The following is a 12,866-nucleotide window of genomic DNA, read 5'->3' as shown; positions in this document are numbered from 1 at the left end:
AAACAGTGTTTTGAGGTTGCAGATAGAGCTGACGTGGTTTGAAGATATTTTCGAAGAGTATTAACTCTCACCTATTTATGCAAAGGAATCTTATGGAAGTTTATTTTTCAGGAACCATTGAACGGATTATTTTTGAAAATCCCAGCAATTTTTATCGCATCCTCCTCCTAGAAATCAACGATACGGACGCAGAGGATTTTGATGATTTTGAAATCATTGTCACGGGCACCATGGCTGATGTAATTGAGGGAGAAGACTATACTTTTTGGGGACAAATTGTCCAGCACTCCAAGTACGGGGAGCAGCTGCAAATCAGCCGTTATGAACGCGCAAAACCAACTAGCAAAGGGCTTGTCAAATACTTTTCAAGTAGCCATTTCAAGGGAATTGGTCTCAAGACAGCTCAGAAAATCGTGGATACCTATGGCGACAATACCATTGACGAGATTCTGCAACACCCAGAAAAGCTAGAAGGCATTGCAGGACTATCTGCAAAAAATCGCGAGGCTTTCGTCTCCACCCTCCGTCTCAACTACGGAACCGAGATGGTTTTAGCTAAACTGACCAACTACGGCATTCCCAACAAACTAGCCTTTCAGATTCAAGATTTTTACAAGGAAGAAACCCTTGATGTGGTTGAAAATTATCCCTACCAATTGGTTGAGGATATCAAGGGTTTGGGATTTACCATTGCTGACCAATTAGCGGAGGAACTAGGCATCGAAAGTCAGGCTCCTGAACGCTTTCGTGCCGGTCTAGTTCACAGTCTTTTTCAGGCCTGTATGGAAACAGGGGATACCTATGTTGAAGCACGGGATTTGCTAGAACAAACCCTTACTCTCCTTGAATCTTCTCGCCCCGTGGAACTGGACCCCAGCCAAGTAGCCCAAGAACTCTCCTACTTGATCGAAGAAGACAAGGTTCAGCAGATTGATACCAAGATTTTTGACAACAGCCTCTTTTTCGCTGAGGAAGGCATCCGTAGTCACTTGGTTCGTATCCTTGAAAAAGGAAAACAGAAGAGCCAAGATTTAGAAACCATTCAAAAACATATCACTACTGTCGAAGAAGATCTGGGGATTAAGTACGATAGCATTCAAAAACAGGCGATTTGTGACGCTATCCAGAACAAGGTCTTTATCCTGACAGGTGGACCTGGTACTGGTAAGACAACTGTTATCAATGGGATCATCGCTGTTTATGCCCTTTTAGAAGGACTTGATCTCAGGAAGAAAAGCAACCTGCCGATTCTTCTTGCTGCTCCAACTGGCCGAGCAGCTCGTCGCATGAATGAATTGACAGGCTTGCCTAGTGCGACCATACACCGTCACTTGGGAATGACAGGCGACGATGATACCAGTCATCTTGAAGATTATCTGGATGCCGACTTTATCATCGTGGATGAATTTTCCATGGTGGACACTTGGCTGGCCAATCAACTCTTCTCCAACATCTCTTCTAACAGTAAAATCCTCATCGTGGGTGACAGCGACCAGCTGCCTTCTGTCAGTCCTGGACAGGTTCTAGCGGATCTACTTCATATTCCCTTGATTCCTCAGACTCGCTTGGAAAAAATTTACCGACAAAGCGAAGAATCAACTATCGTCACCCTAGCTAGTCAGATTCGACAGGGTATCTTGCCAGCCGATTTCACCCAGAAAAAAGCTGACCGTTCCTACTTTGAAATTGCTAGCGGCCATATTCCTGCTACGATTGAAAAGATCTTAGACGCTGCTCTCAGAAGTGGTATTCCTGCCCGTGATATTCAGGTTCTGGCTCCCATGTACCGAGGGACGGCAGGGATTGATGCTATCAATCAGCTCATGCAAAACCTGCTCAACCCACCACAAAAAGATCAAGTCAGTTTTAAAGCTCCCCAGTGCCATTATCGTAAGGGCGACAAGGTCATTCATTTGGTCAACGATGCTGAAATCAATGTCTTTAATGGGGATTTGGGAGCTATCACAGACCTGATTCCTGGTAAATACACCGAGTCGAAACAAGACGAGATTGTCATTGATTTTGATGGCAACGAGGTCTCTTACCCACGTAACGAATGGTACAAGATTCGCTTGGCCTATGCCATGAGTATCCATAAATCCCAAGGAAGTGAGTTCCCTGTTGTCATCCTACCTATCACCAGTGCTAGTAGGCGTATGCTGGAGCGCAATCTCATCTATACAGCTATTACACGCGCCAAAAGCAAGCTTATCTTACTAGGCGAATTACAGGCCTTTGACTATGCTACCCAGCACATCGGAACTGCCCGAAAAACCTATCTGATTGAACGCTTCAGTGATTTAATTGAAACTATTGAAGAAAAGCAACAAGCGGTCTCTGAAACAGCCACATCAAGTACCTCTGAACAATCCTACATCCTAACCGAAGAAAACTGGGACAGCATCCCGGCCATGATTGGGATTACAGACGCAGACCTCAAAGAGATTTTTAGAAAATAGTGTATCAGAAAACCCACCTAGGCAGGTGGGTTTTTTGTCTATTAAGATTATTTAACTGTTGCTGTGCTTGTGATCAATTCAACAGCTTTTTTGATTGTGATATCGTGTTTCAACATATCAGCTGAAAGCAAGCTTTGTACTTGTGCAACTTCCATGTTGTAGTCTGCTGCCAATTGCTCAACTTCTTTTTGGATTTCTTCTTCTGAAGCGTCAAATCCTTCAGCTTTGGCAACTGCTTCGATAACAAGGTTAGTCTTAGTACGTGACTCAGCTTCTGCTTGGTATTGATTGTGAAGGTCTTCTTGAGTAGTTCCAGTGATTTGGAAGTACATGTCAGGGTTGATACCTTGACGTTGCAAGTTTCCAAGGAATTCATTTACTGAACGGTGAACTTCTTCGTGAATCATTTCTTCTGGAAGTTCTACGATTTCAGCGTTTTCTACAGCTTTATCAATTGCTGCACCTTCAACTGCATCTTTGTAAGCTTCTTCTTTAGCAGCAGCCAATTCCTTGCGGTATTTTTCTTTCAATTCAGCAAGTGTTTCCACTTCTTCGTCGATGTCTTTTGCAAGCTCATCGTCAAGAGCTGGAACTTCTTTAGCTTTTACTTCGTGGATAGTTGTTACGAATTTAGCTTCTTTACCTGCAAGGTCTTCTGCTTGGTAGTCTTCTGGGAATGTTACGATAACATCAACAGTTTCACCAGCTGAGTGACCTACCAATTGGTCTTCGAAACCAGGGATGAATTGACCTGAACCAAGTCCAAGTGAGAAGTTTTCACCTTTTCCGCCATCAAATTCAACACCGTCGATAGAACCAACGAAGTCGATGACAACAGTGTCACCATTTTCAGCAGCTGCTTCTTTGATAACCAATTCAGCCAAGTTGTTGCGTTCGCGTTCGATACGCTCTTCAACGTCAGCGTCAGTTACTTCTTTTTCTACATCAACTGATACTTCAAGGTTTTTGTAGTCACCCAATTTTACTTCAGGTTTTGTAACAACTTCAGCAGTGATAACCCAGTCTTGACCTTTTTCCATTGAAGTTACATCAATTTTTGGTTGAGCAACCACTTCAAGACCAGCTTCTTTTACAGCTGCTTCATAAGCGTTTGGCAAAAGAGCGTTCATAACGTCTTGGTAAAGTGACTCTTCACCAAATTTTTTGTCGAAGATAGGACGTGGAAGGTGACCTTTACGGAAACCTGGAACATTAAGAGATTTCTTCACTGAGTTGAAGACACGATCCAATTCTGGTTTGATTTGGTCTTGAGAGATAGTGAAAGTCAAGACACCACGGTTTGTTTCTTTGTTTTCAAATGATACAGACATTCTGTCATTTCTCCTTAAAATTTTTTAAATACAGTCTATTATAACATAACTGGGCGACTTTTTTCAAGTAATGAATGCGCTTTTCAATCACGCTAGAGGTACTTGCTTGCTTCTTTGATACTAAGGTCAGCCATTCTTTCCTTGTTTTTCTCAATGAAGCCTGCTACCCAAGCTGGATTCGTTTTGGAGTAGTCTCTCAGAGCCCAGCCAACGGCTTTATTGATAAAGAATTCTGTTTGGTTCAAATTATGAAGCAGAATCTTTTCCATTAATTGAACATTGGTCTTCTCTTTTCTTAACAACTGGTGGTCAATAGCGACACGTCTCAGCCAGATATTATCTGATAGGCTCCATTGGAGGATTATTTTTTCCAGTTCCGGCTTGTCATACACCAAACTCCCTACTACTCGATCTAGGATATCCACCGTATCCCACCAAGATTTGGTAACAACCAACTGCTCTAGCTTAGGCAAATCGCTGTCCTTTAGATAAGACTGCATGGCTTTCAAATAATTTGCAGCCACATACTGGTATTCTCTAGACTCTTTTTCCCAGCAAGTGTCTACAAAATCCCAATCGATAATCTTTGTTTTTTTCGCTTCTGGAAAATATTTTTTATAGAGTTTATTTCTTTCTGGCGCCGCAACGCCTAGAAAGGAAAATTGATGACGCATATAGGCCTCCATAGGCCCTGCTTTTTGAGGATCTTTTGCTGCTTCTAGCTCCTCAAGTAAATCTGTTAGACTCATCTAAAACTCCTCATGCCCTACCAAATGATGCTGAAAGGCATAGACCGCTGCCTGGGTGCGATCGCTGACTTCAAGTTTGGCAAGAATGTTGGACACGTGGGTCTTGACCGTCTTGAGAGAGATAAAAAGTTCATCTGCGATGCGCTGATTTTCATAGCCCTTGGCGATAAGTTGGAGTACATCTCGCTCACGCGCAGTCAGGTCCTCATGTAGTTCTATGTGATTGCGGTGGTATTCGACTTTTTTGCTGACCTCTTGTTCAATAGCCAGCTCGCCAGCAGCCACCTTACGAACAGCATGGAGTAGTTCGTCTGCACTAGAAGTCTTGAGCATATAGCCCCTAGCACCTGCATTTAAGACAGGCATGATTTTTTCATTGTCCAAATAAGAGCTCACAATCAAAATCTTGGCTTCAGGCCATTCTTTGAGGATAGCCAAGGTCGCATCAATTCCATTCATCTCAGGCATGACGATATCCATGACAATGACATCCGGACGCAATTCCAATGCCAACTCAATCCCCTGAGATCCGTTGGACGCCTCACCCACAACTTCTACATCGTCTTGGAGGTCAAAGTAGCTTTTCAAACCCAAGCGGACCATTTCATGGTCATCTACTAGTAAAATTTTCATCTTTACTCCTTTATCATTCCTTATCTAACAGGGGAATACGGATATCAACTGCCAGCCCTTGCTTGGGAGCTGTTAATAACTGAACTGTCCCTGCCATATCTTCAACCCGCTCCTTGATATTGCGGAGTCCATAACTCAAGTCGTCTAAACTCCCTAACTGGAAACCAATCCCATTATCCACCACCTTCAGTTGCAATTCAAAATCCGTCTGATAGATATAGACATCCAAACAGGAGGCCTGGGCATGGCGGAGGGTATTGCTTATCAACTCTTGCAGGATACGGAAGATATGCTCCTCGATTTTCTTGGGCAATTTCGTCACATTTTGCTTGAAAGCAACCTTGAGATCACTCTTGTCCTCAAGCTCTTTTAAGAGGATTTGGATTCCCTCAACCAGACTCTTCTGCTCCAATTCAACTGGTCGCAAATGCAGAAGCAAGACCCGCAAATCCTTCTGGGCTGTTTCTAAAATAGCTGTGACACTCTGCAACTGGATCTGCATCTTTTCTCTATTCAATTTCAAAGCCTGCTGACTGATACCCGATAAAATCATGTGGGCCGCAAACAACTCCTGACTGACCGTATCATGCAAATCCCGAGCAATCCGCTTTCTTTCCTTCTCAATGATTTCCTCTTCCTGAGCAAGGCTGTGATTTTCAGCCTTTTGAAGAGCTTCTGTCAAAAGGTTAAGTTTCCCAGACAAGGACTTGAAACTGGCATCCAAATCTGGATCGGCAACCTGAACCACTTCTTGCCCTGCCAATAAACGCTTGAGATTAGCCTGCATTTTTCTTAGAGAAAGCTCTTCAATACCTCGCCAAAATAGGGCTAAGAGACAGGTCATGGACATGCTGAACACCAACAACAAAAAAACAAATTTTTCTGTTTTTTCGACATCGTGCAGGAAAATAGACCAGTCAAAATCAAGAATTTCCATCAAGCTGTGGGAGAAAAATAAGACAAACAGAAAGGAGGTGAGAGCAATGATTACATAGGCTTGTTTTTTCATCCTCTGACCACCTCAACATCCCCAATCATAGTGGTCAAGAAAATCTTGACACTCTTGTTACTCTTAAGATAGTCTCTTGTTTCTTGATGATAGTGTTCATTGCGGAGCGCTCGCTTGGGCTGGTTGAAAAAAGTCAAATCCCCATAGAGACAGTTGACACTGAGACTGACTTCCACATCTACAGGTACGATGATTTTGGTCGTTCCTACCATCTTTCTGAGGATAATGACATTGTCATGATTGGTTAGGATGACCCTCTCCAGATGAATAGTGTCCTTCCCCATGAAACGAAAGAGATTGATATCATCAAACTGGCAAGTCTGGTAGCTTGAAAAATGATGGAGATTTCCAAACCAACGATTTTTCTCCTTCTTAACCGTTACCACCTCTTCAAAAACCAAATTGGTCTGCTCTTTTTCCTGATTCATCATCGGATAAAGAAGAAAGAGGCTATAGATAACCGCAACAAAAATAGCTAGAATCACAAAGGGATTAAGCATGACGATGAAAAAGAAGAGAATGGTTGCAACCACTAAAAGAAGATTATTGCCCTCTTTACCAGTGTAATAGCGAATCAAAAGCAAAAAGAGGAATAAAATCAGCAGAAAACGCGAAAAATGCTCTGATACCATCAAAATCAGAGCTCCTGTCAGAAGACAGGCTTCGATAAATAAAAAGATTTTAAATTTTCTCATAGGTGCATCCTCTCCCTTCTATTTTATCACAATTCAAAAAAGTCACCTCAGTCTGAGGATGGAAAAAAAGGCGGTGGTTACGCCTTTTTCATCTGATCATTTGCTTCTTTTAATTTTCCATAAAGAAGATAGTCTACTTTTTGCAGATCTGCTATGGTGACACAATTAAGGGCACACATAATCAAACGCAGATCGTCTTTCCAGCCTTGGACAATGCCAATCACTTCTTCAACTGAATAGGTTTCAACCAATTCCAGAACTGTTCGAGACAGTCCTACAGCCTTGGCACCAAAGACCAAACACTTAATCATATCCAGCGGATTGCGAACACCTCCACTAACCAAGAGTTCAACCTTGTCTTTCCAGTCTTGAGCATTGAGAAGGGCCTGCATGGTGGACTGGCCCCATTGATTGAGGTAATCACGTTGACCACTGCGACGGTTTTCGATATAGGCAAAGCTGGTACCACCACGACCCGATAGGTCAACGGTTCGAACCCCTAGTTCATAAGCTCTCTCAATTGTCTTGGCATCCATTCCAAAGCCCACTTCCTTGAGGACAATAGGAACAGGGATTTGCTTGCTGTAGTCTGCTAAATGCGATTGCCAGCTTCGAAACTTTCTTTCTCCCTCAGGCATAAGCAATTCCTGCATAACATTGACATGCACTTGCAAGAGAACAGGATTCATCTCTTCTACAGTCTGAAGTCCCAACTCAACAGGCTTGTCCAATCCAATATTGGTTCCAAGAAGGAGATTTGGATAGCTAGACTTAACAGAAAATGAGGCATCTGTAGGATCCTTTAGGGCTGCGCTATAAGAGCCCGTTACAAATAAAATACCACAGGTTTCTGCCACTTGAGCTAGTTTTTGATTGATTTCTTTACCTTTTTCACTCCCACCTGTCATGGCATTGATATAAAAAGGAAAGTTCCACTTTCGACCAGCAAATTCTGTCGAAAGATCGATTTCATCCAGGTCGTAAAGAGGCAGGGAAGAATGAATCAACTCCACCTCATCAAAGCTATTATAGGAACTTTTCTGCTCAAGGGCATAGCGGATATGCTCATCCTTACGATTTGTCGTCATGTCCTATCCTTTCTTGGTATAAGAGCTCAATCCCCAGATCGGCCCAGCGATTTTTTAATGTTTCAGTTGATTGCACATCAAAACTCAAGGCAATCCCACAGTCACCGCCACCAGCGCCACTACTCTTAGCAACAGCCTGCAAATCTTGACTGGCTTCTTTCAACTGTCTAAGCGAAGTCGTGTAAATATCCGCGCTCAAGCCTTCTAAGATCTTGCTTGCTACTTCTACTTGCTCGATAATTTTTTCTGCTTCCCCCTGCTCCAAGGCTTCTACCAAAGCAGCTACCGTTTCTTTTGAGGAACTTAAAAAATTCTGATTGATATTTTGTTTGATTTGCTGGACCATGTGACTCGATACAGCCACTTCCTTGGTCCATCCCACTAGGAAATCACATTCTAAAGTTGGTTTCACCTGCGAAATTGAAAAGCCCCAATCACGCTCTAAAACTGTCGCCAAATTTTCTTCTTCCAACCAAGCAGCTACCTGCTGGCGATCAAATGACTGGTAGAGAACCAAATCTTCTGCCACAATACAGGCAAGGTCTCCCATAGAGCCATTGTCTCCTCGCTTGAGCAAGACAGCACTAGCCAGCTTGAACAAGAGCTCCTGATCAACCGAAAGCTTATACAGAGCTAGCAGAGCCTTGATGAGCAAAACAACGACGCTACCGCTAGAACCCAGACCAAACTTTTTCCCTTCTCGTTCCATTTTTCCACGAATTTCTAGAGAAAAAGGTCGCAAGGTCTGCCCACGATAAACGAGGAAATCTTCCACTAAAGCAATCGTTTCTTGAATCAAACTATAGTCAGGATTTGGCGTCAAATCTACTGCTAAATCAAACATATCTGAATAGATACGATAACTATCTGAAAAAGCAATCTCAGCCCTCATATAGATAGGAATATCCTTTATCAAGGCTAACTGCCCTGGCTCTAAAATAGCATATTCACCTGCCCAATAGAGTTTTCCGCAAGTTTTAACAGCAATCATCTTGGCTCAAATCCTTTGTTTTTGACACAATCAAGCGATAACGTTGACCGAAGATTTCTGATAAATGCTCCAAGTCTTTCTCTTGACAGAGGACCTTGACATTGGGACCAGCATCCATGGTAAAGTAGCAAGCTTCTCCTTGCTCACGAAGCTGGCGGACAAAGTCCATGGCTTCATAGCTTGCATCCGTCAGATAAGAAAAAGCTGGTGATGCTGTTTTGGTCGTAGCGTGCATAGCCAGGGCATTTTTCTCAGTTAATTCCCCAACCTTGACAAAGTCATTTTCCTTGAGATAAACCAGCATATCCTGATAGTCCTTCTCAGACTGATGCACCCAGTCGTCAAAGGTCGTCGAGGTTTCCACACAAAGTTTCATCCCGTCACGGCTAGAAATTGGTTTTTTCTTATCCTCTAGCACCAACATCATCATAGCTAGCTTCAAGTCTGTCTCTACAGGGTAAATTTCTCCGCTATCCTTATCCCAGGCACCTAGCGGTCCATAAAAACTCCGAGAAGAAGAGCCTGAGGCAAACTTAGCCTCCTGTGCCAACTGACTTCTATCCAAGCCAAGCTTGAAATAAGCATTGCAAGCCTTGACCAAGGCGGACAAACCACTGGAACTTGAGGACAGACCCGCCGCGGTAGGCATATTGTTCTGAGTATCGATACGGACAAAGCCCTCACCATCTGGACGATAACGATCAATAATCTTACTCATCTTGGCATGCTCCGCCTCACTCTGTAGCTGACCATTGATGTAAAAGGCATCAGCTGTCGCATCCATCGGTAGAGATGACAAAATCGTCTCCGTGTACATATTTTCCAAAGTCAGAGAAATACTGCTAGTAGCAGGCACCATCTCCTTTTCTTTTTTCTTTCCCCAATATTTGATAATAGCAATATTTGCGTAGGAACGTACTGTTACAGGCTCTCTATCCATGTCTGAACAGCTCCTTTCTCTTCTAATCTTTCTGCTAGTTCTTGTGCGTGTGTTAAATTATCTGCCAAGGCTATAATACAGCCTCCTAGTCCACCACCGCTCATCTTGGCACCCAAAGCACCATGGCTAAGAGCCGTTTCAACGAGGGAATCCGCCTCAGGGCTACTGACACCAATTTCTCTTAAATGTAAATGCGCTTGACTGAGGATTTGTCCCAGTCCTTCAGCATCTTTTCGTGAAATCGTCTCTTCTGCCTGCTGGGTCAATTCTCCCAAGGCATGCAAAAACGGTAGGGCATCCTTCCCCTTGTTTTGAACCACTTGGATGGCTTCACGAGTATGACCATAAACGCCTGTATCTGCAATCACCAAATAGGCGGATAATTCCATCTCAAGCTCTGTAAATCCTACGTTCTTAATAAAGCGAATAGGCTGGTCACTGAGACAGGTCTTAGCATCCAAACCACTCGGATTCATATGGGCAATCATCTCCGCCCGATTGACCAAGATTTCTAGTACATCATGAGGCAGGTCTACCTGATAGTAGTCAAATACCGCACGAATGGCCGCTATACTGATAGCAGCTGACGAACCCATTCCCCGTTTTTCAGGGATAGCCGAGTCAATCTCACAACGAATGCAGGCTTCTTTGATATCCAAATACTCCAGCGAAGCATAAACCGCCATGGACAAAGTATCCTCCTCATAAAGACGCCACGGACTTTCAGCAGGGACAACCTTACAAGTCACCTCCACCTCCAAAAGAGGTAGGGAAATAGCAGGATAACCATAAACGACCGCATGCTCCCCTATTAAAATAATCTTACTATGCGCCTGACCGACACCAACTTTTTTTGTCATATTTTCCTTTTGCTAGACGAAAAAGCCGTCTCATACTCAATGAAAATCAAAAAGCAAACTAGGAAGCTAGCCGCAGGCTGTACTTGAGTACGGTAAGGCGACGCTGACGTGGTTTGAATTTGATTTTCGAAGAGTATTATTTTTTCCTACAAGTATTTATTCTCTCCTATCTATTTTATTATATTTTCACAAAAAAAGCGATTGTTTCCTTTACAATCGCTTCTTTCATTATTGAATCCATTCGCCATTATAATTGACAGAATAGCCATCTACGGTCGTATTCACTGCTAAAGCACCTGAGCTATAAGCATAGTACCATTTGCCATTGACCTGGAACCAACCAGTGACCATAGCTCCTGATGAACGGAGATAGTACCACTTGCTACCAAGGTATTGCCAGCCAGTTTTCATATCACCATTTGATTGGTCTAAGTAATACCAAGTTGAGCCTTCTTGATACCAGCCAGTCGCCATAGCTCCTGATGAACGGAGATAGTACCACTTGTTACCAAGATATTGCCAACCAGTTTTCATATCGCCATTTGGCTCATCTAAATAATACCAAGTCGAACCTTCTTGATACCAACCAGTCGCCATAGCTCCTGATGAACGGAGGTAGTACCACTTATTATCAAGGTATTGCCAACCAGTTTGCATAATACCAGTTGTTGGATCTAGATAATACCATGGAGCAGCTTTTAATTTATCTTCATCATATGTAAGAGGAAAATCCTTAGCCCAACCACGTGCTAGCTCCCCAACAGTCAATCTGTTGATGCGAGAATCAAAGCCACCATCCTTCAGTAAATAATACCAGTGCCCCTCATCATAAACCCAACCAGTTTTTAAGGTGTGATAACTACGTTGATCTTCAAAATAATAGACTCGTTTCTCTGCTGGACTATTATATTGTTCCCCATGATGCTTGTTGACATTTGTAGCTGTTTTTGCTTCTAAAACTTGCTTACCAACAAATTCTTGTAGTACCCCATCTTGACCAAAGTAAAACCAATCTGGTCTAAAAGCAATATCTTGCCTTATAGAAGAACCAATCGTAACCCCTTCGTGTGGAGCAGGTATATATTGCCAGCCGACAATCATCTCTCCAGATAAAGGATCAAAATAATAGTACTTACCATCAATCACTCGCCAGTAGGTTTCTTTGAGTTCCCCCTTCTTGTAGTAGGTTCTACCATTTTCTTGGACAAATTTCCAGCTTTCTGAATCAGCATCATCCGCCAATACTGTACTTGTCGCTAGCAGACCAAAGAAAAAGACTGCTAATGCGATTGGCATCAATTTTTTTATTATTTTCATTAGACCTATCCTCCATAACTGATTGTAGCAAATACAAAATTTTATGTCAATATATAAAGAAATCACATAAAAAGCAGTTACACAACTGCAACTGCTTTTCTATTCTTGCATGGTGTAACCAACACCACGCACGGTTTTAATGTAGCTTTTTTGACCTTTTACATCAAGCTTGCTACGTAGATAACGGATATAGACATCCACGATATTTGTTTCGGTCGCACTTTCATACTTCCAGACACTTTCCAACAACTGCTCACGAGTCAGAACTTTCTTGCTTCCCATAAGAGTAGCCAAGAGGTCATACTCACGACGCGTCAGAGCAATCATTTCCTCGCCACGATAAACGGTATGATGTTCTACATCCATACGCAGATTACGGTAAGACGTTGGAACCTTCATCTGACTACAGTGTTGATCGATGAAGTCCCGACCTCGGAAAATCGCTGAAATACGAGCTACCAGATTCTCAATAATAACTGGCTTATAGATGTAAGAAACGGCAAAGCGTTGGATTGTCTCAATCTGATCTTGCAATTCTTCACGATGGTCCAAGACCATGATCACTGAAGCTGGCTTAGTCCGACTCAGCTTGTCTGCAAAATCCTGGGCTGTCATATCCCCCAGTTGAGCATTCAATAAAATCAAGTCATAGTCTGTCTGAAGAGCCATGGAGAGGGCTTTTTGCCCCTCCTCAACCTGATCAACTCGGTATTGCTCTTTTTGGAGCTCCAAACTTAAAAAATGAGCTAGATTTCGTTCTTTCTCAAGTAATAAAATCCGTTTCCCCATGGCAG

Annotated in this window: 12 protein-coding genes; 1 reads left to right on the top strand and 11 read right to left on the bottom strand. The window is 42.9% G+C overall.

The genetic code is table 11. The annotated features are described in order from the left end of the window. Positions 1 to 92: 92 nt before the first annotated feature. Positions 93 to 2,459, top strand: a complete 2,367-nt coding sequence (locus HT685_RS03015; RefSeq protein WP_173226312.1) for an ATP-dependent RecD-like DNA helicase — start codon at positions 93 to 95, stop codon at positions 2,457 to 2,459. A 47-nt stretch (positions 2,460 to 2,506) separates the two neighbouring features. Here the strand turns inward: HT685_RS03015 and tig are convergent, their stop codons facing one another. The 11 genes from tig to HT685_RS02960 all read right to left on the bottom strand — a co-directional run bounded on the left by tig (position 2,507) and on the right by HT685_RS02960 (position 12,861). Continuing rightward, entirely contained in the window at positions 2,507 to 3,790 is a 1,284-nt protein-coding gene (tig, locus tag HT685_RS03010; protein ID WP_016399077.1) for a trigger factor, read from the bottom strand. Between the two features lie 92 nt (positions 3,791 to 3,882). Beyond that, positions 3,883 to 4,539: a DNA alkylation repair protein gene (locus HT685_RS03005; RefSeq protein WP_173226310.1), complete on the bottom strand. Its 657-nt coding sequence runs from the start codon at positions 4,537 to 4,539 to the stop codon at positions 3,883 to 3,885. Further along, positions 4,540 to 5,172: a response regulator transcription factor gene (locus HT685_RS03000; protein ID WP_173226308.1), complete on the bottom strand. Its 633-nt coding sequence runs from the start codon at positions 5,170 to 5,172 to the stop codon at positions 4,540 to 4,542. A gap of 13 nt (positions 5,173 to 5,185) precedes the next feature. Then, positions 5,186 to 6,181, bottom strand: a complete 996-nt coding sequence (locus tag HT685_RS02995) for a sensor histidine kinase (protein WP_173226306.1) — start codon at positions 6,179 to 6,181, stop codon at positions 5,186 to 5,188. After that, positions 6,178 to 6,876 (bottom strand): cell wall-active antibiotics response protein LiaF, encoded by a 699-nt coding sequence (gene liaF / locus HT685_RS02990; RefSeq protein ID WP_173217970.1) that lies wholly within the window; start codon positions 6,874 to 6,876, stop codon positions 6,178 to 6,180. The genes HT685_RS02995 and liaF overlap by 4 nt, the downstream gene beginning before the upstream one ends. Positions 6,877 to 6,953: 77 nt before the next feature. Then, entirely contained in the window at positions 6,954 to 7,964 is a 1,011-nt protein-coding gene (gene fni, locus HT685_RS02985) for a type 2 isopentenyl-diphosphate Delta-isomerase (protein ID WP_173226304.1), read from the bottom strand. Beyond that, positions 7,948 to 8,955 carry a phosphomevalonate kinase gene (locus HT685_RS02980; RefSeq protein ID WP_173226302.1) on the bottom strand — a complete coding sequence of 336 codons (1,008 nt, stop codon included), beginning with the start codon at positions 8,953 to 8,955 and terminating at the stop codon, positions 7,948 to 7,950. The genes fni and HT685_RS02980 overlap by 17 nt, the downstream gene beginning before the upstream one ends. After that, positions 8,942 to 9,895 (bottom strand): diphosphomevalonate decarboxylase, encoded by a 954-nt coding sequence (gene mvaD / locus HT685_RS02975; protein WP_173226300.1) that lies wholly within the window; start codon positions 9,893 to 9,895, stop codon positions 8,942 to 8,944. The genes HT685_RS02980 and mvaD overlap by 14 nt, the downstream gene beginning before the upstream one ends. Further along, the gene (mvk, locus tag HT685_RS02970) at positions 9,877 to 10,755 is read right to left on the bottom strand and encodes a mevalonate kinase (RefSeq protein ID WP_173226299.1); all 879 of its coding nucleotides are present in this window, start codon (positions 10,753 to 10,755) and stop codon (positions 9,877 to 9,879) included. Before mvk ends, mvaD begins: the two co-directional genes overlap by 19 nt. Positions 10,756 to 10,983: 228 nt before the next feature. Further along, the gene (gene cbpF / locus HT685_RS02965; RefSeq protein ID WP_173226297.1) at positions 10,984 to 12,072 is read right to left on the bottom strand and encodes a choline-binding protein CbpF; all 1,089 of its coding nucleotides are present in this window, start codon (positions 12,070 to 12,072) and stop codon (positions 10,984 to 10,986) included. Positions 12,073 to 12,171: 99 nt separating this feature from the next. Then, positions 12,172 to 12,861: a response regulator transcription factor gene (locus HT685_RS02960; protein ID WP_153220775.1), complete on the bottom strand. Its 690-nt coding sequence runs from the start codon at positions 12,859 to 12,861 to the stop codon at positions 12,172 to 12,174. Positions 12,862 to 12,866 lie beyond the last annotated feature (5 nt).

The organism is Streptococcus sp. 5004 (assembly GCF_013276755.1).
In the GTDB taxonomy this organism is placed as follows: domain Bacteria; phylum Bacillota; class Bacilli; order Lactobacillales; family Streptococcaceae; genus Streptococcus.
Note: the sequence above shows the minus strand (reverse complement) of the source record. Positions and strands in the feature narration are given on the sequence as shown.

Excerpts from the sequence above, each read along its gene's own strand:
- HT685_RS03015 (WP_173226312.1), top strand. The coding sequence starts at position 93 with ATGGAAGTTTATTTTTCAGGAACCATTGAACGGATTATTTTTGAAAAT.
- tig (WP_016399077.1), bottom strand. The coding sequence starts at position 3,790 with ATGTCTGTATCATTTGAAAACAAAGAAACAAACCGTGGTGTCTTGACT.
- HT685_RS03005 (WP_173226310.1), bottom strand. The coding sequence starts at position 4,539 with ATGAGTCTAACAGATTTACTTGAGGAGCTAGAAGCAGCAAAAGATCCT.
- HT685_RS03000 (WP_173226308.1), bottom strand. The coding sequence starts at position 5,172 with ATGAAAATTTTACTAGTAGATGACCATGAAATGGTCCGCTTGGGTTTG.
- HT685_RS02995 (WP_173226306.1), bottom strand. The coding sequence starts at position 6,181 with ATGAAAAAACAAGCCTATGTAATCATTGCTCTCACCTCCTTTCTGTTT.
- liaF (WP_173217970.1), bottom strand. The coding sequence starts at position 6,876 with ATGAGAAAATTTAAAATCTTTTTATTTATCGAAGCCTGTCTTCTGACA.
- fni (WP_173226304.1), bottom strand. The coding sequence starts at position 7,964 with ATGACGACAAATCGTAAGGATGAGCATATCCGCTATGCCCTTGAGCAG.
- HT685_RS02980 (WP_173226302.1), bottom strand. The coding sequence starts at position 8,955 with ATGATTGCTGTTAAAACTTGCGGAAAACTCTATTGGGCAGGTGAATAT.
- mvaD (WP_173226300.1), bottom strand. The coding sequence starts at position 9,895 with ATGGATAGAGAGCCTGTAACAGTACGTTCCTACGCAAATATTGCTATT.
- mvk (WP_173226299.1), bottom strand. The coding sequence starts at position 10,755 with ATGACAAAAAAAGTTGGTGTCGGTCAGGCGCATAGTAAGATTATTTTA.
- cbpF (WP_173226297.1), bottom strand. The coding sequence starts at position 12,072 with ATGAAAATAATAAAAAAATTGATGCCAATCGCATTAGCAGTCTTTTTC.
- HT685_RS02960 (WP_153220775.1), bottom strand. The coding sequence starts at position 12,861 with ATGGGGAAACGGATTTTATTACTTGAGAAAGAACGAAATCTAGCTCAT.